This is a genomic window from Photorhabdus temperata, assembly GCF_025384845.1.
In the GTDB taxonomy this organism is placed as follows: domain Bacteria; phylum Pseudomonadota; class Gammaproteobacteria; order Enterobacterales; family Enterobacteriaceae; genus Photorhabdus; species Photorhabdus temperata.
This window is the reverse complement of record NZ_JAJAFX010000012.1, coordinates 64,219-88,918: the sequence shown is the minus strand read 5'-3', so window position 1 is coordinate 88,918 and position 24,700 is coordinate 64,219. Positions and strand designations below refer to the sequence as shown.

At 41.9% G+C, this 24,700-nt stretch carries 23 protein-coding genes; 17 read left to right on the top strand and 6 right to left on the bottom strand.

Going from position 1 to position 24,700, the window contains the following annotated elements:
• The first annotated feature begins 1 nt into the window (after position 1).
• The 8 genes from LGZ99_RS06840 (at position 2) to LGZ99_RS06805 (ending at position 6,616) form a co-directional block, all read left to right on the top strand.
• A complete protein-coding gene (locus tag LGZ99_RS06840) occupies positions 2-958 on the top strand; it encodes an aldo/keto reductase (protein WP_036838090.1) in 957 nt (318 codons plus the stop codon).
• Between the two features lie 12 nt (positions 959-970).
• On the top strand, positions 971-1,888 hold the full coding sequence (locus tag LGZ99_RS06835) for a VOC family protein (RefSeq protein ID WP_036838088.1): 918 nt from the start codon (positions 971-973) through the stop codon (positions 1,886-1,888).
• A gap of 7 nt (positions 1,889-1,895) precedes the next feature.
• The gene (locus tag LGZ99_RS06830) at positions 1,896-2,732 is read left to right on the top strand and encodes an amidohydrolase family protein (RefSeq protein WP_051769325.1); all 837 of its coding nucleotides are present in this window, start codon (positions 1,896-1,898) and stop codon (positions 2,730-2,732) included.
• Between the two features lie 26 nt (positions 2,733-2,758).
• Positions 2,759-3,754 carry an ABC transporter ATP-binding protein gene (locus LGZ99_RS06825; protein ID WP_051769322.1) on the top strand — a complete coding sequence of 332 codons (996 nt, stop codon included), beginning with the start codon at positions 2,759-2,761 and terminating at the stop codon, positions 3,752-3,754.
• Positions 3,755-3,851: 97 nt separating this feature from the next.
• A complete protein-coding gene (locus tag LGZ99_RS06820) occupies positions 3,852-4,544 on the top strand; it encodes an ABC transporter permease (protein WP_235184723.1) in 693 nt (230 codons plus the stop codon).
• 4 nt (positions 4,545-4,548) lie between these two features.
• Positions 4,549-5,331, top strand: coding sequence for an ABC transporter permease (locus tag LGZ99_RS06815; protein ID WP_036838081.1), 783 nt, complete (start codon positions 4,549-4,551; stop codon positions 5,329-5,331).
• 398 nt (positions 5,332-5,729) lie between these two features.
• Entirely contained in the window at positions 5,730-6,311 is a 582-nt protein-coding gene (locus tag LGZ99_RS06810) for a leucine-rich repeat domain-containing protein (RefSeq protein WP_051769318.1), read from the top strand.
• Complete coding sequence (locus tag LGZ99_RS06805) at positions 6,308-6,616, top strand: leucine-rich repeat domain-containing protein (RefSeq protein ID WP_051769315.1); 309 nt, start codon at positions 6,308-6,310, stop codon at positions 6,614-6,616. The genes LGZ99_RS06810 and LGZ99_RS06805 overlap by 4 nt, the downstream gene beginning before the upstream one ends.
• A gap of 102 nt (positions 6,617-6,718) precedes the next feature.
• Here the strand turns inward: LGZ99_RS06805 and LGZ99_RS06800 are convergent, their stop codons facing one another.
• A complete protein-coding gene (locus tag LGZ99_RS06800; RefSeq protein WP_036838078.1) occupies positions 6,719-7,516 on the bottom strand; it encodes a BPSS1780 family membrane protein in 798 nt (265 codons plus the stop codon).
• A 369-nt stretch (positions 7,517-7,885) separates the two neighbouring features.
• Here LGZ99_RS06800 and LGZ99_RS06795 point away from each other — a divergent pair, with 369 nt between their 5' ends.
• A complete protein-coding gene (locus LGZ99_RS06795) occupies positions 7,886-8,365 on the top strand; it encodes an Hcp family type VI secretion system effector (protein ID WP_021325205.1) in 480 nt (159 codons plus the stop codon).
• 682 nt (positions 8,366-9,047) lie between these two features.
• On the opposite strand, the gene LGZ99_RS06790 is transcribed toward LGZ99_RS06795, so the two are convergent.
• From LGZ99_RS06790 to ycaO, 5 genes are all read right to left on the bottom strand, one after another.
• Complete coding sequence (locus LGZ99_RS06790) at positions 9,048-9,893, bottom strand: DUF4225 domain-containing protein (RefSeq protein WP_036838075.1); 846 nt, start codon at positions 9,891-9,893, stop codon at positions 9,048-9,050.
• Between the two features lie 397 nt (positions 9,894-10,290).
• Positions 10,291-11,031, bottom strand: a complete 741-nt coding sequence (gene pflA / locus LGZ99_RS06785) for a pyruvate formate lyase 1-activating protein (RefSeq protein WP_036838072.1) — start codon at positions 11,029-11,031, stop codon at positions 10,291-10,293.
• Between the two features lie 74 nt (positions 11,032-11,105).
• Positions 11,106-13,388 (bottom strand): formate C-acetyltransferase, encoded by a 2,283-nt coding sequence (gene pflB / locus LGZ99_RS06780; protein WP_036838070.1) that lies wholly within the window; start codon positions 13,386-13,388, stop codon positions 11,106-11,108.
• 54 nt (positions 13,389-13,442) lie between these two features.
• Positions 13,443-14,300, bottom strand: coding sequence for a formate transporter FocA (gene focA, locus LGZ99_RS06775; protein ID WP_021325199.1), 858 nt, complete (start codon positions 14,298-14,300; stop codon positions 13,443-13,445).
• 325 nt (positions 14,301-14,625) lie between these two features.
• Positions 14,626-16,389 (bottom strand): 30S ribosomal protein S12 methylthiotransferase accessory factor YcaO, encoded by a 1,764-nt coding sequence (gene ycaO / locus LGZ99_RS06770; protein ID WP_036838068.1) that lies wholly within the window; start codon positions 16,387-16,389, stop codon positions 14,626-14,628.
• Between the two features lie 139 nt (positions 16,390-16,528).
• Here ycaO and ansB point away from each other — a divergent pair, with 139 nt between their 5' ends.
• The 8 genes from ansB (at position 16,529) to ihfB (ending at position 24,248) form a co-directional block, all read left to right on the top strand.
• On the top strand, positions 16,529-17,572 hold the full coding sequence (gene ansB, locus LGZ99_RS06765; protein ID WP_036838065.1) for an L-asparaginase 2: 1,044 nt from the start codon (positions 16,529-16,531) through the stop codon (positions 17,570-17,572).
• Positions 17,573-17,730: 158 nt separating this feature from the next.
• Positions 17,731-18,006 (top strand): type II toxin-antitoxin system TacA family antitoxin, encoded by a 276-nt coding sequence (locus tag LGZ99_RS06760; protein ID WP_021325196.1) that lies wholly within the window; start codon positions 17,731-17,733, stop codon positions 18,004-18,006.
• A 5-nt stretch (positions 18,007-18,011) separates the two neighbouring features.
• Positions 18,012-18,506, top strand: coding sequence for a GNAT family N-acetyltransferase (locus tag LGZ99_RS06755; RefSeq protein ID WP_235184721.1), 495 nt, complete (start codon positions 18,012-18,014; stop codon positions 18,504-18,506).
• A gap of 165 nt (positions 18,507-18,671) precedes the next feature.
• The gene (gene serC, locus LGZ99_RS06750) at positions 18,672-19,760 is read left to right on the top strand and encodes a 3-phosphoserine/phosphohydroxythreonine transaminase (RefSeq protein WP_023044851.1); all 1,089 of its coding nucleotides are present in this window, start codon (positions 18,672-18,674) and stop codon (positions 19,758-19,760) included.
• A 126-nt stretch (positions 19,761-19,886) separates the two neighbouring features.
• Positions 19,887-21,173: a 3-phosphoshikimate 1-carboxyvinyltransferase gene (gene aroA / locus LGZ99_RS06745; protein ID WP_036838061.1), complete on the top strand. Its 1,287-nt coding sequence runs from the start codon at positions 19,887-19,889 to the stop codon at positions 21,171-21,173.
• 181 nt (positions 21,174-21,354) lie between these two features.
• Positions 21,355-22,047: a (d)CMP kinase gene (gene cmk / locus LGZ99_RS06740; RefSeq protein ID WP_023044852.1), complete on the top strand. Its 693-nt coding sequence runs from the start codon at positions 21,355-21,357 to the stop codon at positions 22,045-22,047.
• A 172-nt stretch (positions 22,048-22,219) separates the two neighbouring features.
• On the top strand, positions 22,220-23,893 hold the full coding sequence (gene rpsA / locus LGZ99_RS06735; RefSeq protein WP_023044853.1) for a 30S ribosomal protein S1: 1,674 nt from the start codon (positions 22,220-22,222) through the stop codon (positions 23,891-23,893).
• Between the two features lie 70 nt (positions 23,894-23,963).
• A complete protein-coding gene (gene ihfB, locus LGZ99_RS06730) occupies positions 23,964-24,248 on the top strand; it encodes an integration host factor subunit beta (RefSeq protein ID WP_021325190.1) in 285 nt (94 codons plus the stop codon).
• The last annotated feature ends 452 nt before the right edge of the window (positions 24,249-24,700 follow it).

The following is a 24,700-nucleotide window of genomic DNA, read 5'->3' as shown; positions in this document are numbered from 1 at the left end:
CATGAAATATAGAACTCTTGGATATAGTGGAGCTTATGTATCACCTATTTGCCTTGGTACCCAGCAGTTCGGCAGATGGGTGGATGAAAAAGGTGCGCACGAAATACTTAATGTATTCACCGAGCAAGGAGGTAACTTCCTTGACTCTGCTGATTGCTATCCAATTTATTTGCCAGATGATAATGAAGGAGGGCAGGTATCAGAGATAATTATCGGTCGCTGGTTGAAGTCGTATGCTAGACGGGATGATCTCATTATCGCGACCAAATTTTCAGCGCCCATGGGAAAAGGACCGAACAGCGAAGGGCTTTCGAGGAAACATATTATCAAAGCGGTTGAACAGTCCTTAAAACGTCTTGGAACTGATTACATTGATCTTTACCAAGCTCACGATGACTATCCTAATGTACCTATGGAGGAAATTCACCGGGCTCTGGATGATCTGGTAACACAGGGTCTTGTGCGTTATATCGGGTGTTCAAACTTTCCAGCCTGGAGACTTATGAAGTCATTAGGGTTATGTGCTAAACATAACTACGTTTCGTATGTGACGGTACAGGGAAAATACAACCTGTTGGATAGAGCCGAGTATGAGTGTGAAATGATGGATTTGTGTCAAGAAGAGAGGATTGGAATGTTGCCGTATGTTCCTCTCGCTAAAGGTTTTCTTACTGGGAAATATCATCAAGATGCACCGAAAATCCAATCTCTTAGGGCAGATGATGTGAACAAACTCTACAACAGCGATAAGAGCTGGAAAATCCTCCAATTGATTAGGGATATAGCTGGTAGAAATGCCGTGAGTTGTACTCAAGTCGCTCTGGTATGGTTATTGCAAAGGCCCGCTGTTATATCGCCAGTGGTGGGTGTTAATAGTGTTGAACAATTAAAGGAAGTCCTTGGAGCAATTGATGTTTTCCTGCCTATTGAAGATATGGTTGAATTGAATAGGTGCTAGGAGTCGTCAACTATGATTGCGTTAATAGATCATTGCTATGGCATCCTTCCAGCCGGGAGTAGGAAACAGGCTATCGCTCGCTTAGAGCAGGCAGGATTCTTGATTAGCCAAAATTCTCTCCGGCATAAAGGGGGCAAGGATAGTATTTTTGTTCATTTCACAGGTTCATATCTTGAATTGATAGAGATAGTAGATTCACGTGAATTCGAAGCCTGCTGCACTGAAGCAGAACAACGTGCCTCCCGATTCGGTTACCCCTATGCACTTGTGGCTGCTACTGCGGATGTACAGTCCTGTGCAGAGATTTTGAAAGACTTTCCCCTAAATACTTCGGATGTTCGGTATATTGTTCCTCAACTGGAGGGGTGGGTAGAGCCAGCTTGGGCTGTCTTGGATGTTCTTGACACTGAGACGCCAGGTTGTACTCTACAGATAATCCAATACCTGCTTCGTCGGAAGGCATGGGCTGAAGCGACTTGTTGCCTTAATGGGATTTATGGGATTGGTGGGTTCTATTTTTGTACTCATACTCCAGTCGAGGATGCAAGGCGTTGGTACCAGCTTCTTTTTTCTATAGGGAGTTGCGGTGAGCAGAACAAACGAACTGTACTGATTGGACAACAGCAATTACATTGGCTTAGTCCTGCTGAGTTCCAATTGTATTTCGGTGTTGAACTTAACCTTGATGAAAGCGGAGGAGCCCAGTTGGGGGCGGTTAAGCTTCTCACGTCTGACGTCAGGGTATCTTTAAGATCTCTGCAAAATGCGGGTTTTATTGTAGAAAGTAGTGAACCCCATAGCTTCCGTACACGTTTCGATCTCGATTTAGGCTATGCCTTTCATGTGGAGCAGGGACTAGGGGCTTCTGATTATGCCTCCGATATTAACAGGCGGTTACTGGCCTGCAATTCAATTAAATTAGACATTTGAGGGCTTGATGAGAGAATTTGATGTTAATGTATTCGACGCTCACATTCATACTGAATTTGACGGTAGGTCGGATCATTTCAGTGGTGTGGAGTGTTCGCTGGCCTCTTACAAAGAATCTATAGCTGATATACGCTTCATTGGTTCCCTCTCGGATTCTGCATCTCCATCTAAGGAGCATGGTGATCTAAGTCAATTAGGGATTTACCATTGTGCTGTTGTGCGAAGCTTGGACTATGACCTTACCTCAATCAGTCAGAGCCTTTCGTCAGGGGAAAAATTGGCGATAAAAATTAATGTTGGTTTTATACATCGGTATGCATCTGATGATATATTCCAACCTCTCTATTCTCTCGCATCAATGTTGAAAATCCCCGTTATGTTTCACAGTGGTGACCCTGGTTGGCCCCACGCTAAAATTAAATATGCAGACCCTGTTTCTTTAGACGAGATAGCTGTCGATTATCCTGATGTCAACTTTGTGCTGGTCCATGCTGGAAACCCATGGTTTCGCAGTGCTGCTGCTGTTGCCTCGAAAAACACTAATGTCTTCCTTGAGGGGTCGTCTCTCATTGATGGGGATCTCAGGACTCATTCGGATGAGCGTGCAAACAGGCTTATCTCAAAGCCGCTGTCTTGGATGCTTGACTATCTTGGCACTTCTCGAAAATTAATTTTTGGTTCCGGCTGGCCGATGGTGCATTTAGGTTCTTATATTGATGCATTTAGTAAAGGTCTACCTGAGGAAGCTTGGGAAGATGTTTTTTGTAACAATGCACTCGGACTCTATGGACTCAGGATAGCACAAGAGGAGAGTGGGCGATTAGTACGAGCGGTTAAAAATTAGTTTGAGAATTCAATTAGCGGATTTCTATGAGCATTATTCAAGTAAGAAATTTGAGTAAGTCCTACAGTATCTACACAAAAAATCCCGGTCTTTTGGGTAGTCTAAAGTCATTCGTTAAAAGAGACTATGCAGTAGTACAGGCGGTGAAGGCGATTAATTTCTCCATTGAAGAGGGAGAAATTATTGGTTTTCTTGGTGCGAATGGAGCGGGAAAAACCACCACTATGAAAATGTTGGTTGGCATCATTCAACCCTCTTCTGGGGATATCAATGTCTTAGGACATACGCCTTATGAACGTAGGAACGAATATTTAAAATCAATATCATTTGTGGCAGGGCAGAAACAGCAACTCGCCTGGGATCTCACGCCGAATGACTCCTTCATACTCAATAAGGTTATCTATGATTTGGAAGATGATGAGTTTTCCAGATGCCGCGACGAGCTTGTTGAATTGCTTTCTATTCGTTCAGTGATTGACAGGCCGGTTCGTAACCTGTCTCTTGGAGAGCGCATGAAATGCGAATTGGCTCTATCACTGTTACATAAGCCAAAGGTTTTGTTTTTGGACGAACCCACTATTGGACTAGATGTAAACATGCAGCGAGTCGTCCGTGAATTTATCCTGCATTATAATCAGACACACAAAGCAACAATTCTCCTAACTTCTCACTACATGGCGGATGTGGAAGCACTTGCACGACGTGTCATCATCATCAATTCGGGAGAGATTGTCTATGATGGACAGCTCTCGCATTTAATTGCAAAGCGCTCTCCCAGAAAGATTGTAAAGGCCACTCTTTCAGGTCCGATGAGGCCGGCACTGAATTCGTTACCCGGCTTGCTATTCTATGATGGTCACGATATCGAATTAGTCGTGGAGCATGACGCACTACCTTCTGCAATTACAAGATTGATTTCGGAACGAATTGTTCTTGATATTTCAATCCATGATGAACCGATAGATCGTGTACTAGAGGGGTATTTATCTTCAAATGGTGAGTCTAATGTTCAAATGCTTTAAGCGGACCCTACAGTTATGGAGGGTGCTCATTGGTCAATCTTTCTCTCAGGCTATTGCATATCGAGCGCAGTCGATGGTTTGGATGATAGGTGGTGTGATGCCTATCGCTGTGATGCTAGTTTGGTTTAATCTGGCAGATGGAGGGGTCATCGGCGGTTATACACCCAGCGATTTCGCGGTTTATTTCCTTTCTATTTACTTGGTGCGTCAATTAACGTCCATTTGGGTAATGCAGCGCTTGGATCGTGATATCCGCCGAGGTGAACTCTCTATGCTATTGTTGCGCCCTGTGTCTCCCCTCTATTGCTATATTGCAGATCACGTGGGACAGATGATTGTTCGGGGGCCGATTATATTAGTGGTTTTTATTTCTGGTATTGTTTTGACTGGTAATTTGCAACGTTTAGATATCTGGAGCTTTTTGTTTTTTTTACCTTCACTCATGCTTGCTTGGATTATCATTTTCCATCTTTATTATTGTCTGGGCTTGCTGGCCTTTTGGATTAATAACGCAATGGCGTTTGACCCATTGCTTTGGGCGCTTTATACGATACTTGGAGGATCACTCATTCCTCTTGATTTATATCCACCTGGCATCGCAGGATTATTGAAAGTTTTGCCTTTTGCATCGGCAATGGATTCCCCGGTTCAAATAATATTAGGAAAACTAGACCATGATGAATTGCTAATAGGCTTCTTGATACAGCTATTTTGGGTTATAGCGCTCATGCTAATTCGTGTTTTTCTATGGTCGATAGGATTGAAAAAATATACGGCTTCAGGAGTTTAACTAAATGCGGTACGGTTTACTATTGTTGGTATTGATAAGAAATTCTTTCATCTTGGAACTTGAATTTCGGCTTAACGCTTTGGTCAATTTGATCAACTCCGCCCTTGCTTGCCTGCTAGCTTTACTTGTTCTGACGGGGTTCTTTGGTCAGGTTTCCCAAGTAGGAGGATGGGATTTCAATCAGATGGTTGCTTTGCTTGGTGTCACCCTTATTATAGAGTCACTCATTGATAGCTGGTTATTTCCAAGCATCCACTCCTTATCAGAATACATCAGGCGAGGTGACTTAGATTTTATGCTTATTCGCCCTATCGACCATCAGTTTTTTATCACATTTCATCGTTTCAATGTGTGGGACGGTGCAAATTTTATTGTTGGCTATATAGTTGTTTTGGTGGCTATGTTTCAAGGAGAAGCCTTAACATTACCAAATTTCCTGCAATTTAATTTAACGTTATTATTGGGTGCATGTATTTTCTATTCTCTGTTCATGTGCTCAAATCTCATTGCTTTTTGGTTCACTAAAGTTTCTGACGTATGGATCATTTGTTATTCTCTCATGGATATGGGGCGATTCCCTGTCAGCGCTTATCCTGGTGCTATGCGGTTCGTTCTTAGTTTCATATTACCTATTGCTTTCGTCAGTAATGTGCCTGTGCAAGCCGCCTTAGGTATTCTGAATTTCGGCACGTTGGCTTTAGCTTTTATATATGCATTGGGAGCGTTATTCTTGACCCGATACCTCTGGCTCAAGGCACTTGCAAGATATAGTAGTGCAAGCAGTTGATGAGATATATTTTGGAGAAAAATCTTTTGATCTTCTAAGTTAAATGGGTTTTTTTCCTGATAACTTTATTTTTTCATTCTATTTATAGTAGTATCCAAAATTATTGGTTGGTATCTGACTATTCATCATTGTTAATAAATCTGAGTCATAATACTATAATTTAATGTTATTGAGTAACTGAAAATAGATCAAAAATATAAGAAGTAAAAACAACTATATGATAATCAATAGGTAAATTAATTATTATGTATTTTTTATATTCTGAGATATAATTAATGAATCTGATTTTAATACACCTAAATATAAGTTACGTATACCAGTAAAAATGACTTCTACAGTGACATTGGTTTTTGTATCTATTTTTAGGAAGAAAAGCTTAGCAGGGGAAGAGGAAGTTCATGCTACTACATCAACATTTAAATGAGTTTTCTGACAACTTTGAAACCGTACATCTGAATCAGGATAGTTTGGAATTGAGTGCTATTGATGAGCTGATGTTATCAGGGACAAAATTAAAAACGGCAAGTTTTTATAACAATAACATTAATGTATTTCCTGATGCTATCTGTAATCACAAAAATTTGCAGGTTCTTAATATATCATGCAATAAGTTGAAAATAATTCCTGAATCTATTTGTAAACTTTCTTCATTAAAGATGTTGGATCTCGGTCACAATGAAATAGACAACTTACCAAATGGGATAGGTGATTTAGAGTCATTGCAATATTTATATATTAGCGATAACAATATATCATTAATTCCTGAGAGTTTTCATAAACTAAGAAATACCATTTATCTTAATCTTACAGATAATTTATTTGAGCAGATCCCAGATGTGGTTTTTAAAATTAATTCTTTAGTTGAGTTGCGGTTATATAATAATAAAATTACCCATATAGATGAAAGAATTTCACACTTATCGAATCTTCGTGAACAAATAACCATATTAGATTGTTGCCTAATGAAATTAGTCTTATGAAATCTCTAACCATAATGGATGTATCAAATAATTTAATTTCAGATATTCCATTAGATTTTGGTAATCTTACTTCACTTAGAGAATTGAACTTTAGGTTCAATAAACTTAATGAATTGCCTAATTCATTTGGTTCACTGAGTGAACTTACGACTTTGTATTTACGAGCTAATAATCTATCTACTTTACCTGATAGCTTTATTGATTTATATAATCTTAAAAAACTTGATCTCAGGTGGAATAGTTTTTCAGAAGTACCTTATGCCGTTTCCATACTTATGGAACGTGGCTGCCTGGTGCATATGTAATATTTCGTTAAGGGTTTTTGATTACTTATTTTTACTGTTGTCATATTTATTAATTTGCTGAAAATAAAAATGACTTTTTTCAGCAAATAGTAGATGTGTCTTTTAGCTAATTAAAGTAGATGATTTCTCCTTACCGATAAAAATGCTGCGATAAGAGGAGTAATAGCTAACCAAAAATAGTGGCATAGAGATTAAGAGGCCTAAACCTAAAGGAATTGCGGAGATCATGAAAATTAAGCCGATAGTCATGAAGAATAGAAAACCTGGTAACAAATTCTTTTTCACGGCTTCCAGGCTCATTGATATGGCAGCACCGAATTTCAAATTATGGATAATGATTAATGCGGGTGCAAACCAGGTTAAAGCGAGGGCAACGATGTAGAAGATAAATATAACAAAGGTACTGAGAAATAGCGTAGATAGGCTATGTTTGAGCATTTCGGCTGAAATGTCCCCTTGTTGGCTGGATAATAAGATATGAATCATTGTACTACCGCCGACAATGAGTGCTGCGATTACGCCAAGGATTATAATGCCAAATGATAAAGCACCAACGCAAAGCAGTGATGTAAAATTTTTCTGAAATCCACTGAATAACAGCCCTAGCTCAAATTGTCCGGTAGTTCTCTGTTTTTCACACACAGCAATAATACCGCCAATAAATATTGGACCTAAAACTCCAGCGAACAACCCAAGAAGAGGAATCATCTGGAGACCCATAATAATAGCCAGATAGATAATATTGAGCAGTACCCACATGCCTAATTTGTTTTTGACGAGATTCCATGCCTGACCAATCCATTTTACTCCATTTTCCCCATCAAGGGACTGACCACCAGGAATAAACACTTCTTTATTGTCAGGTATGTTGGGATTAGAACTTAGATCTTGATTATTCATGAATTTTCCAGTTTATCTGTTAGTTAGTAATAGGCTAAATAGCTTTTTCCTGTCTTCATTTAAAAAGACATCACTATTTGAGAAATCTGAGTATATATTATATTAATTTCGTTAATCGAAAAGTGATAATTATAATGAGTAAGCCAAAAGTTCTGGTTAATTTAAATTCAATGTGTTGCTGAATGTTTCTAATTGTATTAATTTGTAAATAATTGTAACAAAGTGTTTCAATGTAATTTAGTGGCTGAGTTTAATTGAAATATATCCCTGAAATCATAAATTTTAATTCTATTTGGGCTTTTTTTATGTAGAATGAAGACTCGTGTTAATGGTAAGTCATCGGTATTTGAGCACTAAGAAGGAGTGTATATGTCAGACTTAATTTATTTAACGTTGAAAGGCCGTAAGCAGGGGTTGATATCGGCAGGTTGTTCATCTGTAGACTCAATAGGAAATAAAGGTCAATTAGATCATATAGACAAGATATTCGTATATAATCTCACTCATTCTCTAACCAGGGATCAGAATGTTAATCACCATCCTATAACATTTAAAAAGCCTGTTGATAAGTCATCACCGCTTTTGGGGGTGGCGATTTCAGATAATGAAGTGTTAGATGCTTTCTTTGATATTTGTAGAACGAATCAATTTGGCATTCAGGAGTTGTATTACACTATAAAAGTGATTGAGGCGACGATAACTGATTTAGCTGTTTATCATCCTCATTCAATAACACATGCGGGGTCACAGCCGCAAGAAACGATCTCTTTGCGATATAAGAGTATCACATGGACTCATCATATAGCAGGGACTAGTGCTTATAGTATTTGGGATGATCGAATTTATTAATCTATGTGCAGGTAAAATAGTTTTATTTTACCTGCAAAAATCATCTGTTTTCTCTATAAAATCTCTTATGTGCAATCCAATATGGAATACAGCAAAGTAGGGCAAGAATTAAGGATGCGAATTGCAATGGGTCATTAATGCCTATATTGATAATTGGAATGCGGTAAAAATTAAAAACGTACATATGGAATGCTATATAAACAAGTACAACTAATCCAGCGGAAAAATTGCAGTAATAATTATTGGATTGTAGAAGCCACTTTGAAAAAAATACAAAGGAATCATCATAATCAAGGAAAATAAAACGTAGATATAGGTTATTACTTATATCCTTAGTATAGCTGATTATCGATCATTAATTTATTTATCTATAAAATCACCATTTGTTTTTTCTATAATGTCTGCTGTGTGCGATCATACAGGTAATGGTACACAACCAAGATAGTACAAAAGGACTGTAAAACATGAAGTCATTATCTGATATGGACACACCCAAAAATGGAATCCGACTAGTATAGAAAACATGTATATGGAAAAGATTAGATGCTACCATAAGTAATACAGCTGAAAAATTAATATAAACATCATAGGGGGTTAAAAGTTTTTTAAAAGCAATGTATAGAGGATAAAGCGCAAGTAAAGAAAAAATAATGTATAAATAATCTACCATTCTATCCTTCCTTCAATACGATCTATATTGCCCATAAACGGTATTCAGGTCACCTGTGATTTCTAAAGCAATCTCTTTATAATTCATAGTTTCTATACCTTGTCGCTTCAAACCAACAAGCAGATCAGCATTTATATACCGATATAATCTTTGACTATCTGGTTCGAGTTTATAGCCAAGAAACCCATTAATAGACATACCAACATCAACCGATGTATATATTACATCAGCATTGCGTTTATCCATCCCAAAAGCTTTTTCTCCAACCCCTTCATAGACAAATTTAACCGGTCCAGTATAGCTCTCACGATAAAGGATATAATGCCCACTTTCAATAATGTTATTAAAGCCATGAGCCATCAATAGTGCTCCTGGCGCTGCTCCAACAAGGGAATCAATAGCAATAAACCCACCAAGGAATTGTATACTTCCAGATACAAATCCAATCCATGCAATAATCAAATTGACTACTTCATCTCTTCTGCTTTTAGTATTCTCATCTGGCGCTTTTTTCTTTACAACGATAGCTTGCCTTACTCTCTTTTGAGAAAGCATTGCATCCTGTTTTTCTAACGATCGCATCTCTTCATCTAACGACGCTATTGCCTCAGAGATCGAAAGCTCCCCGGTATTTATCTTTGCGGTGATATCTTCAGAATAAGCAATAACTTCATGAATAAAATGGTCTTTAGCCAGGCTCCATTTCATATATTTGTTGGCAACTCTATCCATGAGCACCATCAACTCATTTTGTTTATCCATCTGAATTTTCAAAAGTTTCCTTTCTTTATTGGTACTATTATCAAAGTACCCTCTGGCCCAAGGGTTTCTTTCGTAGAATTCATCTAAAGTATCCATAATAGACAACCTGTTTCTTTGAAGCTTAACTTAATATATACCCTTCATCTTTCAAGTTGCTGCTTTGTTGGATGCGTTCACTTGCCGCCGCGCTGCAACTTGAAATCTATTGGGTATAGTGCGATGTACTAAAAATATACAATGTAAATCATAAGTCAATATTTATTTTTGCCTATAAGGATATTTTCTTAAGCGTGTTTTAGACGCAGGAGCAGTTAGCCTGGAAATATAAGTAGCAGTTCTTCGGTTATTTCCTGAATGCATCTCTGTCTTTCGGAGAAATTAGGCTTGAATTGATAGATGTTCTCTTTTTTATTTTAATCTTGAAAACCGGAATAATCCGATTTTCAGTTTTACTGTACTTCACATTTCATTTCAGGAATGGCGGTTAAGAAATTCAATACACAACCTTATGCCCATAACTTTCCAAAATACCTTTAACTCTGTCCATTGTCTCTTTTGCAGGAGGTTTAACACCTTCCAGCTTATATTCCTCACCCATGGTAATCCATTTATGTTTACCCAGTTCGTGATAAGGCAGAAGCTCAATTTTCTCAATGTTTTTCATATCCCGGGTAAATTCACCCAGCATATGAGCGGATTCATTATCATCAGACCAGCCTGGAACAACAACGTAACGAATCCAGGTTTTTTGATTACGTTTAGCCAGATAGCGGGCAAACTCCAAAGTGCGGTGATTTGAAACACCGACCAGCTGTTGGTGGATTTCATCATTAATCTGTTTTAAATCAAGCATAACAAGATCAGTCGCGTCCATCAGCTCATCAATAACCGGATCATAGCGGCGGACAAATCCGTTGGTATCAAGACAGGTATGAATCCCCTCGGTATGGCAGGCTCTAAACCAGTCACGCACAAATTCAGCCTGAAGAATGGCTTCACCACCCGATGCGGTAACGCCGCCGCCTGAGGCGTTCATAAAATGACGATAGGTCGTTGCTTCTTTCAACAATTCTTCGACAGTGACTTCTTTACCACCGTGGGTATCCCATGTATCGCGGTTATGGCAATAGAGGCAGCGCATCAGACAGCCCTGAAAAAAGACGATAAACCGGATACCTGGGCCATCAACGGTGCCACAGGATTCGGAAGAGTGGATTCGGCCAAGTACGGACATAACAGGATTGCTCCAAAACTGACGGGATAAATGAATAAAGGCCCCAGAATTCAGGGCCTTTTGGCAATATATTATTACATAGATTGTGTGAAAGTACGGGTGATAACATCCTGTTGTTGTTCTTTCGTCAATGAGTTGAAACGCACGGCATAACCCGATACCCGAATGGTTAATTGAGGGTATTTTTCAGGGTTTTCCATTGCATCCAGCAACATGTCTCGGTTCATTACGTTGACGTTCAGGTGCTGACCACCCTCAATCGTTGCTTCGTGGTGGAAGTAACCATCCATCAGACCTGCCAGGTTTGTTTTACGTGCCTCGTCATCTTTACCTAACGCATTCGGTACGATAGAGAAAGTATAAGAGATACCATCTTTCGCATAGGCGAATGGCAGTTTAGCAACAGATGTCAGAGAAGCGACGGCCCCTTTCTGATCACGGCCATGCATTGGGTTAGCGCCTGGGCCAAATGGCGCGCCAGCGCGACGTCCATCAGGCGTGTTGCCGGTTTTCTTGCCATATACCACGTTAGAGGTGATGGTCAGAACAGATTGAGTAGGCACGGAGTTACGGTAAGTCTTCAGTTTCTGGATTTTCTTCATGAAGCGCTTAACTAGGTCACAGGCGATATCATCAACACGCGGGTCGTTGTTACCAAATTGTGGGTATTCACCTTCAATGTTGAAGTCAACAGCTAAACCGTCTTCGTCACGGATCGGAGAGACTTTGGCATACTTGATTGCAGACAACGAGTCCGCCGCGACGGACAGACCCGCGATACCACAGGCCATAGTACGGTAAACATCACGATCATGCAGCGCCATCAGTGCCGCTTCATAGCTGTATTTATCATGCATATAGTGGATGATGTTCAGTGCGGTAACATACTGTTTTGCCAGCCAATCCATAAAATGATCCATACGGGCCATAACTTTGTCGTAGTCCAGGACTGCATCTTTCATTGGCTCTTCTTTAGGGCCAACCTGCATTTTCAGTTTTTCATCCACGCCGCCGTTGATTGCGTACAGCATAGTTTTCGCTAGGTTTGCGCGGGCACCAAAGAATTGCATCTGTTTACCGACAATCATCGGGCTGACACAACAGGCGATAGCGTAGTCATCATTGTTGAAGTCAGGACGCATCAGATCATCGTTCTCATACTGTAAAGATGAGGTGTCGATGGAAACTTTTGCTGCGAACTTTTTGAAACTCACAGGCAGTTTTTCAGACCACAGGATAGTCATGTTGGGTTCGGGCGATGGACCCATGGTGTATAAAGTGTTCAGGAAACGGAAACTGTTTTTCGTCACCAGAGTACGGCCATCCACTCCCATACCGGCCAGAGATTCTGTTGCCCAAATGGGGTCACCGGAAAACAGTTCATCATATTCAGGTGTGCGCAGGAAGCGAACCATACGCAGTTTCATGATCAGATGGTCGATCAATTCCTGAGCTTCAATTTCTGTCAGTTTCCCGGCTTTCAGGTCCCGTTCGATGTAGATATCCAGGAAACTGGACACGCGGCCGAAGGACATCGCGGCGCCATTCTGAGATTTAACCGCCGCCAGATAAGCGAAGTAAGTCCATTGCACCGCTTCTTTAGCGTTAGTCGCGGGACCAGAAATATCATAGCCATATTTAGCCGCCATCTCTTTAATCTGGTTCAGAGCACGATGCTGTTCGGCAATCTCTTCCCGTAACTGAATAGTTGTCGCCAGATCTTCGCCGTTTTCCAGTTTTTCTTGCAACGAATTGAATTGGGCGAATTTATCATCACGCAGATAGTCGATACCGTATACCGCAACTCGGCGATAGTCACCAATGATACGACCACGGCCATAGGCATCAGGCAAACCTGTTAGCACACCGGATTTTCGGCATTTTAGAATATCTGGCGTGTAAACATCGAACACACCCTGGTTATGCGTCTTACGATATTCAGTGAAAATTTGTTTCAGTTTAGGATCGAGTTCACGGCCATAAACTTTACATGATCCTTCCACCATTTTGATGCCGCCAAATGGGATCAGGGCGCGTTTCAGCGGGGCTTCGGTTTGCAGGCCAACGATAGTTTCCAGATCTTTTTCGATGTAACCCGCATCATGGGAGGTAATGGTAGCAGCAACATTAGTATCAAAATCAACCGGCGCATGAGTGCGGTTTTCGATTTTGATACCTTCCATGACTTTTTCCCACAGGGTATCAGTTGCTTTGGTCGAACCTGCCAGGAAAGATTCATCACCCTCATAGGGTGTATAATTTTTTTGGATGAAGTCACGAACGTTAACTTCGTTTTGCCAGTCACCCTGATTAAAACCTTGCCATGCGACAGAGAATTTTCCATTTAATTCACTCATGATACTTCTACCTTTTAATAATCGAACTTTTGAGAAACCCGGCGAGGGAGCTAATTAATGTTTTTGCTCGCTACGCAGATAAATGAACCAGTAAGTCAAACCCACCAAAATTGCGCCACCGATAATGTTACCGATAGTGACCGGAATTAAATTGTCAGTAATAAAGTGTGAAATGGTGAGTTGAGAAAATTGTTCGGGTGTTGTTCCCACATTGATCCAGAATTCAGTTGGTGCGAAATTCTTAATAACAATACCAAGCGGAATTAAAAACATGTTAGCAATACTGTGCTCAAAGCCGCTGGCGACAAACATGGCTACAGGTAAAATCATGACAAATATTTTGTCCATTAAACTCCGTCCGGCGTAACCCATCCAAACCGCGAGGCAAACCATCAGATTAGCGAGAATGCCTAAAAACAGGGCTTCAATAAACGTGTGGTGTACTTTATGGTCAGCTGTTTGCAGTACGTTCAGGCCCCATAATCCGTTAGCAACATTATATTGACCGGCAAACCATATCATTGCGACGAAAAATAGCGCGCCAATCAGGTTACCTAAATAAACGTTAATCCAGTTTTTAAACATTTGGTGCCAGGTTATCCGTCCGGTTGCTTTAGAAATAATTGTGAGCACAGTGGAAGTAAATAAGTCTGCCCCACAAACGACAACTAACATTAATCCGAGGGAGAAACAGATTCCGCCAACTAATTTAGCCAGCCCGTAAGGGACAGAGGCGGTTCCTGTGGTGGCGGTAATATAAAAGACAAACGCAATAGAAATAAAAATCCCGGCAGTGATGGCTGATATATAGGTTATTGCCGGATGTTTGGTGGTTTTATAAACACCAATATCATCGGCGATTTGTGTCATTACAGCAGGTGGCAATAAGTTAAAAGGGCTGTCAGCTCGCATACTAACATTCTCTTTATTATTCATTAGTTATTGTACGTAATGATAGTAACAAAGGTGCGTGGGGCTAAATTTGATATAGATCATAATCCTCAGAGCGCAAACGCTGTTTTGATGGGTTTGAATGGATAAAATGCTAATTAATTTATTGAGTTATGTGAATTAAAATTTTTTTAAATTTTATTGTATTTTTTTATTTACTGATTGAAAGGCCATTCAATCAGTAAAATTTCAGGTTAATTTGTTATTTATTTGTTGTTTTAAATAAACTTAATTTAACCTGAATTTTACTTTTAATAATAAATTATCTTTTCAGCCAAATTGAATATTATTTGGCGTTCCAGAAATGATTTTTTGCTTTTTGCAACTTATCATAAGCGGCTAATAAAGCCTGATGAGCAGACAGTGATTTTAAATCTGAATCGATTGACCACAGGCCATAAAAACAATTTTCACCGGAAATAGCCGCTGACGCTGCTTCAACAGCATCCTGTCCGTACATTTTTATGAATGCCTGGTAATATTGTGAAGGTTCTTTATCCGTTTCCAAAGCAAGTAAAAGCAGTGTTTGCAGACAGCGATAATAGTTAGCCCGTTCAGTTGTAAAGACTGAGGCGTTAAAATCCTGAGTCCACTCTACCCAAATCAGCGCTTGTTCCAGATCACCACCTGCCAGCGCTAACATGGATTTCAGTTCACCAATACGTAAATTGCTCCAGCCATTATCTTTACCAACAGCAATGCCAAGCAGTTCACGGACACGGGTAAAATCGTCCAGACCTTCTTCATCTAATTGCTCAAGCAGTGCCAGATATTCCTCCGGTTGCCATTGGCTATCCGGTAGCGCGAATAAAGTTTCACGCAGATGAATCCCCATGGTGTTATTGGCAATATGCAAATCTTCCACGGGATAAATATCAGACATACCCGGCACCAGAATACGGCAGGCATAAACACCAAGGTGTTCGTAGTCAGCAATATAAACTTCCGCATCCAGCTGTTTGAAGATAGCCATCAAGGTGGCAAATTCTTCTTCTGTGGTGCCGCTGAAATTCCAGTCAGCAAATGCATAATCAGCATCTTGCTTGAATAGATCCCAACTGATTAATCCACTCGAATCAATAAAGTGGGTTTCCAGATTGGTATGTTCCGCAACTTCTTCATTATCGAAAGTGGGGGCATTGAACACATCCAGATCTTTTAGACTGCGGCCCTGCAACAGTTCGGTAACTGTACGTTCCAGTGCCACACCAAATTCAGGATGAGCACCAAAAGAGGCGAAACAGGTACCATTATTGGGGTTAAACAGAACCACACAAATAACCGGGAATTGCCCACCAAGAGAAGCGTCATAACAATAGAGTGGGAAGCCTTCATCCTGTAATTTGTTAACTGCTTCAACAACCCCAGGATAACGACTCATCACTTCCTGGGGAATTTCTGGCAGGCTGATGCCTTCTGCGATAATCCGGTTTTTTACATAGCGTTCAAAAACTTCTGATAACCCCTGAACTCTGGCTTCATTGACTGTATTGCCTGCTGACATCCCATTGGAAACATAAAGATTGCCAATAATATTCATTGGTATATAAACGGTATGATGATCAGATTGACGGGTAAATGGCAGTGAGCAGATTCCGCGCTCTTCATGACCTGATTGCAAATCAACTAACTGACTTGCACATAAATCATTCTCAGGATCGTAAAACTGACGTAACCGGGTATCCAGAATACCTTCCGGCAGGGAATCATCTTCCGGTAAAGCAAACCATTTCTCATTGGGATAATGGACAAAATCACCGTTAGCGATAGCTTGTCCTAAGTAGAAATCAGCAAAAAAATAGTTGGTTGACAAACGTTCAAAATATTCCCCTAAAGCAGAAGCTAAAGCGGCTTTTTTACTTGCACCTTTACCGTTGGTAAAACATAAAGGGCAGTCACGGTCACGGATATGCACTGACCAGACATGAGGAACCGGATTCAGCCAGGAGGCTTCTTCGATATTAAAGCCAAGATGTTGCAGTTTTTGCTGAAAGCTATTGATTGAATCTTCCAGTGCGGCGTCTTTGCCGGGAATGAAGGTTTGCATCATGATATTCACTTATGAGAGCCCATTACAAAACACTCATCATACGAGTTTTTTTTCAGTAGCTAAAGTCTGGTATGTATCGCAGATTTATTGATACTATCATTCATAATCAAATAGGATATTTTTTATTAAGGAAAGCAGTATGAAAAAGATGAAACACACAGCTTTAGCCAGTTTATTGGCATTAATCAGCAGTTCAGCTATTGCTTTGCCAAATATTACGCTTTTAGCAACAGGAGGAACGATTGCAGGTGGGGGCAAATCTGCAACAGAATCCAATTATGTTGCTGGAAAAGTGGGTATTGATGTATTAGTCAATGCTGTTCCTGGCATCAAAGATATCGCCAACCTGAAAGGTGAGCAGGTGTTTAGTATTGGCTCACAAGATATGAATGATCAGGTGTGGCTGACACTGGCGAAAAAAATCAACGCAGATTGTGACGAGACCGATGGTTTTGTTATCACACACGGTACAGACACGATGGAAGAAACGGCTTACTTCCTCGATCTGACGACCCAATGTCAGAAACCGATTGTGATGGTTGGCGCAATGCGCCCATCTACGGCGCTTGGTGCTGATGGTCCATTGAATCTGTATAACGCTGTGGTGGTTGCGGGTGATAAAGAATCAGCCAACCGTGGTGTGTTGATGGCAATGAATGATGCTGTTATCAGCGGGCGTACCGTGGTGAAAATGAGTACGACGGAAGTTCAGGCGTTCCAGCCAATTAATGCCGGCGCTGAAGGTTTTGTTCATAATGGCAAAGTCAATTATTACGCTGAAGCGAAGCCGAGAGCGGACAAGGCTATTTTCGATATTAGTAAATTGGATAAGTTGCCAAAGGTCGGGATTGTTTATAACTATGCGAATGCTTCTGATCTACCAGCGAAAGCACTACTGAGTGGTGGCTATCAAGGGATTGTCAGCGCAGGGGTGGGTAACGGTAATATGTACAAAACGATTTTCGATACCCTGGCTAAAGCCGCTAAAAATGGGGTTGTGGTCGTGAGAGCAAGCCGTGTACCGGTGGGTTACGTGACTCAAAATGCGGAAGTGGATGATAGCAAATATGGCTTTGTGGCATCTGAACGCCTGAATCCGCAAAAGGCCAGAGTGCTTTTACAATTAGCCCTGACTGAAACCCATGATCCGGTAAAAATTCACGAGATGTTTGTTAAATATTGAATGAATTCCGAGATAACAGAAGGGCGCATGAGTGTGTGAAATGCGCCCTGATATTTCTTGCTTGAGCAATTGCTTAACAGCGGTAGTGTTCGGTCCAAAAAGTGGCTAAGATATTACTCGTACGGAAATTTACCGTACGATTTTAGTTGAGGTGTATTATGGCTACTTCCACAGCGCGTTTTGAGGCGCGCATGAGTCCTGATCTACATGCCCTGATTAAACGTGCCGCTGAAATTCAGGGACGTACTATGACTGATTTTGTCGTGTCTGCTGCACAAGATGCTGCGCGGCGCGCGATTGAGCAATCAGAGGTACTCCGTTTGTCTCTGGCTGATCAGACGTGTTTTGCGCAGGCGTTACTGAATCCATCGGAACCTACTCCGGCGCTTGAGCGTGCATTCGCACGTCGCCGCTCTCTGTTACGATCAGAATGAGTTCCATGATGTTTAATGTTATGCAACTCAACGAAGAACACGATCGTGATTCATTCTACAGTGGTTCAGAACCTCTGGATGGTTACTTTCAGAGACAGGTTGGTCAAGATGTTAGGCGCCGCGTAGCAGCTTGTTTTGTTGCGCTTCATGATCACCATGTGGCCGGATATTATACTCTGGCTGCTGCCAGTATACAGTTGACCGACCTCCCGGTGGCCATGATCAAGAAACTGCCACGATACCCAACAGTGCCGGCAGTGCGGATGGGGAGGTTAGCCGTTGATCGGGCATTCAGAAATCAGGGATTAGGTGGAGCGTTGCTGGCCGATGCTCTTGAGAGAACCATTCGTTCCGAAATTGCTTCTTATGCACTGTTCGTTGACGCAAAAGATGATAATGCAGCGCAATTTTACCAGTATCACGGCTTTATTGCTTTACCCGATTCGCCATTTAAGTTATTCCTCCCTCTAACGGCGGTGAATAAAAAGGAGAAAAAATAAGAAGTTCACCTGTGATAGCGCTGAATGAACAAGTTTATTGGCTATTTTTGCGATAGTTTTGATCAACGTTTGAATAACCATTGCAGCAATGAAAGGGGAATGATACAACCGATATATCAGATTCTTATTGTTATTATTATCATTTCGTCAGATGGAGTGAAGTAAATGAGTCAGGTATATAATTTCAGTGCTGGTCCGGCTATGCTACCAGCTGAAGTGTTGCGCCGTGCAGAACAAGAACTTTGTAACTGGCATGGTATTGGGACTTCGATTATGGAAATCAGTCACCGCAGTAAAGAATTTATCTCTGTAGCAAAAAAAGCTGAACATGATCTGCGGGATTTATTATCAGTGCCTGAAAATTATAAGGTGTTGTTTTGCCACGGTGGTGCCCGCGGTCAATTTGCCGCTATCCCAATGAACCTGCTGGGTGACAATGTTAAAGCTGATTATATTGATGGCGGTTACTGGGCTGAATGTGCAGTCAAAGAAGCAGAAAAATATTGCACGCCCAATGTGATTAATATTAAAACCGAAATTAATGGTTTTAAAGGCGTTAAGCCAATGAGTGAATGGTCATTAAGCAATGATGCGGCTTATGTCCATTATTGCCCAAATGAAACCATTGACGGTATCGCCGTTCATGAAGAGCCGGATTTTAATGATGATAAAGTGATTATTGCGGATTACTCTTCCTCTATTCTTTCCGGACCGTTGGATGTCAGCCGTTATGGTATGATTTATGCGGGAGCGCAGAAAAATATTGGCCCGGCGGGGCTCACTCTGGTTATTGTTCGTGAAGATTTATTAGGTAAAGCTCGTAAAGAAACCCCATCGATTTTTGACTATACCGTTCTGGCGGAGTATGACTCCATGTTCAACACACCGCCAACTTTTGCCTGGTATCTCTCCGGCTTGGTCTTCAAGTGGCTGAAAGAGCACGGTGGGGTACAAGAGATGGCAAAACGTAACCAGGCCAAAGCCGGGCTGCTTTATCATGCCATTGATAACAGCGATTTCTATCGCAACCAGATTGCCCCTGAAAATCGTTCTCTGATGAATGTACCGTTCCAGATGGCAGATGCTTCACTGGACAGCAAATTTCTGGCAGAAGCAGAGGCACAAGGATTGCAGGCACTGAAAGGACACCGTGTTTCCGGCGGTATGCGTGCTTCTATTTATAATGCTATGCCGATAGAAGGCGTTCAGGCTTTAGTTGATTTTATGGCTGATTTTGAGCGCCGTAACGGCTAGCTTGTCAACCATGACCGGGAACACATGTTCCCGGAATATTCAGGGTTAAGGAAATATTTCCAAACGTAAAAATTACTCATTTTATACTTAAAATAATTTAATTGAGAATCGGAGATCCTGTTATTTATGCAATCCCTGACGCTACAACCTATTTTCTCCATTAATGGAACTATTAACCTGCCAGGGTCAAAAAGTGTTTCCAACCGTGCACTATTACTGGCGGCTTTTGCCGAAGGCACAACCTGTCTGACTAACTTGCTGGATAGTGATGATATCCGCCATATGCTCAATGCTTTGACGGCATTGGGGGTCAGCTATCGCCTGTCTGATGATCGTACCTGTTGTGAAGTTGACGGTATTGGCGGGGTGATTACCGGCAAAGGGCCGGTGGAACTGTTTCTTGGTAATGCCGGCACCGCAATGCGCCCATTAGCTGCTGCTTTATGCCTTGGCAAAAATGACGTCATTCTCACTGGCGAACCCCGGATGAAAGAGCGCCCGATTGGTCATCTTGTGGATGCTTTGCGTCAGGGGGGCGCGGAAATTGATTATCTGGAGCAGGAAAATTATCCGCCGTTACACATTAAAGGCGGCTTTATTGGCGGTAAAGTGACCGTAGATGGCCGTGTTTCCAGTCAGTTTCTGACCGCATTGCTAATGACCGCGCCATTGGCGGAAAATGATTCTGAAATTCATATTCAGGGTGAATTGGTTTCTAAACCTTATATTGATATCACTCTGGCACTAATGAAAAGTTTCGGAATTACCGTAAGTCACGATCAATATCAGGTTTTCCATATTAAAGGCCGGCAAAAATACCACTCTCCGGGCCACTATTTGGTTGAAGGTGATGCGTCTTCTGCTTCCTATTTTCTGGCGGCGGCGGCAATCAAAGGTGGTAGTGTGCGTGTGACTGGAATTGGTAAAAACAGCCTTCAGGGGGATACCAAATTTGCCAATGTACTGGAAAAAATGGGGGCGAAAATTCGCTGGGGTGATGACTTCGTTGAATGTGAACGTGGTACCCTGACTGGCATTGATATGGATATGAATGCGATCCCTGATGCTGCGATGACAATCGCGATGACCGCGCTGTTTGCGGAAGGGGAGACGGTTATTCGCAATATTTACAACTGGCGGGTGAAAGAGACAGACCGGCTCCATGCAATGGCAACTGAATTGCGTAAAGTGGGTGCGGAGGTGGAAGAAGGGGAAGATTACATCCGGATTACTCCGCCACAAAGATTACTACCGGCAGAAATTGGCACCTATAATGATCACCGGATGGCAATGTGCTTCTCGCTGGTGGCCCTGTCTGATACACCGGTTACTATCCTTGATCCAGGTTGTACAGCAAAAACCTTCCCGGACTATTTCAATCAATTGGAAAGATTAAGCCGGCGGAAGTCATAACTGGCGATGATTATGACTCAATAAAGCGTATTTCTTTGATCAAAACCGACTTACCGTAGAATCCGCTTATGCCGCTTTCTTTTTGATGGCGTATAATAAACTACAGATTATTGATTATTTTATTGAGTAAATATTCAGCATTCGGCGAAGAATGAATTCGCCATGCGAAAGGAGAACAATAATGGTGGCGATAGCCCCAGTAGTAACTGTTGATGGGCCAAGTGGCGCGGGTAAAGGCACTTTATGTCAGGCACTGGCGAAAGCTTTAGGTTGGCAACTGCTTGATTCAGGCGCTATTTATCGGGTATTGGCGCTGGCGGCGATTCATCATCAGGTGGATATCCGGTCTGAAGACGCGTTGGTTCCTTTGGCGGCTAATCTTGATGTCCGTTTTGTCCCGGAAAAAGGGAAGCTAAATGTGATACTTGAGGGGGAAGACGTCAGCAATGAAATCCGTACCGAAATGGTGGGAAATACCGCCTCACAGGCAGCCGCTTTTCCACGGGTGCGTGAAGCATTGTTACGGCGTCAACGTGCTTTTCGCGTTGCGCCGGGTTTGATTGCTGATGGTCGGGATATGGGAACGGTAGTGTTTTCTGATGCGCCGGTGAAAATATTCCTTGATGCTAGCGCAGAAGAACGTGCGCGCAGACGTATGCTACAGTTGCAGGAAAAGGGCTTTAGTGTTAACTTTGAACGTCTTTTATCCGAGATACAGGAACGCGATTATCGCGACCGTAACCGGACCGTTGCACCGTTAGCGCCCGCTGAAGACGCATTAATATTGGATTCAACCAGTATGTCTATCGAAGAAGTTATCGATAAAGCGCTAAATTATGTGAAAAAAACGCTTTCATTACCTAAGCAATTTTAAGTTTTTAGCTTATAATTGATGGTGATGTACTGAAAATTAGGTACGTGGGCTAATAAAGTTTTCCCACAAACCAAACAACCTTGTCACAAGGAACAGTGACAGGGCATGTAAAACAACCCCATTCGGCGGGAAGCTAAGTGGACGTTAAATTGAAATCTTGAAGATCATTAACATGACAGAATCTTTTGCTCAACTCTTTGAAGAATCCCTGCTATCTATTGAAACTCGTCCAGGTGCTATCGTTCGCGGCATCGTTGTTGCTATCGATAAAGACGTTGTATTGGTTGACGCAGGTCTGAAATCAGAATCTGCTATTCCTGTAGAACAGTTCAAAAATGTTCAGGGTGAGCTGGAAATCCAGGTCGGTGATGAAATTGATGTTGCGCTAGACGCTGTTGAAGATGGTTTCGGTGAAACTGTTCTGTCCCGTGAGAAAGCAAAACGCCATGAAGCATGGCTGATGCTGGAAAAAGCTTACGAAGAAGCAGAAACTGTTACCGGCATCATCAACGGCAAAGTGAAGGGCGGCTTTACTGTCGAACTGAACGGTATCCGTGCATTCCTGCCTGGTTCTCTGGTTGATGTTCGTCCAGTTCGTGATACGACTCACCTGGAAGGTAAAGAGCTTGAGTTTAAAGTCATCAAACTGGATCAGAAACGCAACAACGTAGTTGTTTCCCGTCGTGCTGTTATCGAATCTGAAAACAGCGCAGAACGTGATCAACTGCTGGAAAACCTGCAAGAAGGTATGGAAGTTAAAGGTATCGTTAAGAACCTGACTGACTACGGTGCTTTTGTTGATCTGGGCGGCGTTGATGGCTTGCTGCACATTACTGATATGGCTTGGAAACGTGTTAAACATCCAAGTGAAATCGTCAATGTGGGCGATGAAATTGCAGTTAAAGTACTGAAATTCGACCGTGAGCGTACCCGTGTGTCTCTGGGCCTGAAACAACTGGGCGAAGATCCATGGGTAGCAATCGCTAAACGTTACCCAGAAGGGACTAAACTGACAGGCCGTGTAACTAACCTGACTGACTACGGCTGCTTCGTAGAAATCGAAGAAGGCGTTGAAGGTCTGGTACACGTTTCAGAAATGGACTGGACCAATAAAAACATCCACCCATCCAAAGTTGTTAATGTTGGTGATGTTGTGGAAGTTATGGTTCTGGATATCGACGAAGAACGTCGTCGTATCTCCCTGGGTCTGAAACAGTGTAAAGCTAACCCATGGCAGCTGTTTGCTGAAACTCACAACAAAAACGATCGTGTTGAAGGTAAAATCAAGTCTATCACTGACTTCGGTATCTTCATTGGTCTGGATGGCGGCATCGACGGCCTGGTTCACCTGTCTGACATCTCCTGGAACGTTACCGGTGAAGAAGCAGTTCGTGAATACAAAAAAGGCGACGAAATTGCCGCTGTTGTGTTGCAAGTTGACGCAGAGCGTGAGCGTATCTCCCTGGGCATCAAGCAACTGGCGGAAGATCCATTCAATAACTACCTATCTGTAAACAAGAAAGGTGCTATTGTTAATGGTAAAGTTACCGCGGTTGATGCTAAAGGCGCCACAGTAGAACTGGCTGACGGCGTTGAAGGTTACCTGCGTGCATCAGAAGCTTCTCGTGACCGTGTTGAAGATGCAACTCTGGTTCTGAACGTTGGCGATGCAGTTGAAGCTAAATATACTGGTGTTGATCGCAAAAACCGTGTAATCAACCTGTCTGTTCGCGCTAAAGACGAAGCTGATGAAAAAGACGCTATCGCTTCTGTGAACAAACAAGAAGAGACAAACTTTGCTAACAACGCAATGGCTGAAGCTTTCAAAGCAGCTAAAGGCGAGTAATTAAAGTTAATAACGGTGGATAACACATCACATTAGTGTTATTCAAGTACGGTAGTTTAGGGAGGTACTAATGACCAAGTCTGAATTAATCGAAAGACTTGCTGGCCAGCAATCTCATATTTCGGCCAAAACCGTTGAAGATGCAGTGAAAGAAATGCTCGACCATATGGCAATAACATTGGCAGATGGTGAGCGTATAGAGGTGCGCGGATTCGGCAGTTTTTCTCTTCACTACCGTGCCGCGCGCGTAGGTCGTAACCCTAAAACAGGTGATAAAGTAGAACTGGAAGGTAAATACGTTCCCCACTTTAAACCTGGCAAAGAGTTACGTGATCGCGTGAATATCTACGATTAAGTTTGAAGATACAAGTTATTGCTTATTCTAAACAGCACCTTTGGGTGCTGTTTTAGACTGTTGACGAACCCCATTCAAAATAATGGGGTTTGTTTTTTTCATTATGAAAAATGCTGTGTCCATTTTTTCTCACTAAGCTGGTCTCAGCACTCACCCAGACACCATTTTGGACCCTGCTACACTGAATATCCCCCCATCCACAGATAAAAATAATAAAGCTTTGCGATCGGCAACTCATCTGCTTGATATTTTGAACTGTTGCCGCCAAAAGGCATTATATTTGCGTTTTCAGCAACCCACGAAAACGGGCCTAATGGTACAATAAGCATTAGAAGGCACAACTCGCTGTTCGTTCTTTGACTTGTGCGGATTGACACTGGCTTTCAGATGGGTGCTTGACTATTGATACGTTATCGGCATAAAAATGCTTGAGTTAATGCACGAAACGCATA

Coding starts and splice junctions, on each gene's coding strand:
- LGZ99_RS06835 (WP_036838088.1), top strand. CDS start 971: ATGATTGCGTTAATAGATCATTGCTATGGCATCCTTCCAGCCGGGAGT.
- aroA (WP_036838061.1), top strand. CDS start 19,887: ATGCAATCCCTGACGCTACAACCTATTTTCTCCATTAATGGAACTATT.
- cmk (WP_023044852.1), top strand. CDS start 21,355: ATGGTGGCGATAGCCCCAGTAGTAACTGTTGATGGGCCAAGTGGCGCG.
- LGZ99_RS06810 (WP_051769318.1), top strand. CDS start 5,730: ATGCTACTACATCAACATTTAAATGAGTTTTCTGACAACTTTGAAACC.
- serC (WP_023044851.1), top strand. CDS start 18,672: ATGAGTCAGGTATATAATTTCAGTGCTGGTCCGGCTATGCTACCAGCT.
- LGZ99_RS06815 (WP_036838081.1), top strand. CDS start 4,549: ATGCGGTACGGTTTACTATTGTTGGTATTGATAAGAAATTCTTTCATC.
- focA (WP_021325199.1), bottom strand. CDS start 14,300: ATGCGAGCTGACAGCCCTTTTAACTTATTGCCACCTGCTGTAATGACA.
- ycaO (WP_036838068.1), bottom strand. CDS start 16,389: ATGATGCAAACCTTCATTCCCGGCAAAGACGCCGCACTGGAAGATTCA.
- LGZ99_RS06805 (WP_051769315.1), top strand. CDS start 6,308: ATGAAATCTCTAACCATAATGGATGTATCAAATAATTTAATTTCAGAT.
- LGZ99_RS06795 (WP_021325205.1), top strand. CDS start 7,886: ATGTCAGACTTAATTTATTTAACGTTGAAAGGCCGTAAGCAGGGGTTG.
- ansB (WP_036838065.1), top strand. CDS start 16,529: ATGAAAAAGATGAAACACACAGCTTTAGCCAGTTTATTGGCATTAATC.
- pflB (WP_036838070.1), bottom strand. CDS start 13,388: ATGAGTGAATTAAATGGAAAATTCTCTGTCGCATGGCAAGGTTTTAAT.
- LGZ99_RS06820 (WP_235184723.1), top strand. CDS start 3,852: ATGCCTATCGCTGTGATGCTAGTTTGGTTTAATCTGGCAGATGGAGGG.
- LGZ99_RS06755 (WP_235184721.1), top strand. CDS start 18,012: ATGATGTTTAATGTTATGCAACTCAACGAAGAACACGATCGTGATTCA.
- LGZ99_RS06830 (WP_051769325.1), top strand. CDS start 1,896: ATGAGAGAATTTGATGTTAATGTATTCGACGCTCACATTCATACTGAA.
- LGZ99_RS06840 (WP_036838090.1), top strand. CDS start 2: ATGAAATATAGAACTCTTGGATATAGTGGAGCTTATGTATCACCTATT.
- LGZ99_RS06790 (WP_036838075.1), bottom strand. CDS start 9,893: ATGGATACTTTAGATGAATTCTACGAAAGAAACCCTTGGGCCAGAGGG.
- LGZ99_RS06800 (WP_036838078.1), bottom strand. CDS start 7,516: ATGAATAATCAAGATCTAAGTTCTAATCCCAACATACCTGACAATAAA.
- LGZ99_RS06760 (WP_021325196.1), top strand. CDS start 17,731: ATGGCTACTTCCACAGCGCGTTTTGAGGCGCGCATGAGTCCTGATCTA.
- ihfB (WP_021325190.1), top strand. CDS start 23,964: ATGACCAAGTCTGAATTAATCGAAAGACTTGCTGGCCAGCAATCTCAT.
- rpsA (WP_023044853.1), top strand. CDS start 22,220: ATGACAGAATCTTTTGCTCAACTCTTTGAAGAATCCCTGCTATCTATT.
- pflA (WP_036838072.1), bottom strand. CDS start 11,031: ATGTCCGTACTTGGCCGAATCCACTCTTCCGAATCCTGTGGCACCGTT.
- LGZ99_RS06825 (WP_051769322.1), top strand. CDS start 2,759: ATGAGCATTATTCAAGTAAGAAATTTGAGTAAGTCCTACAGTATCTAC.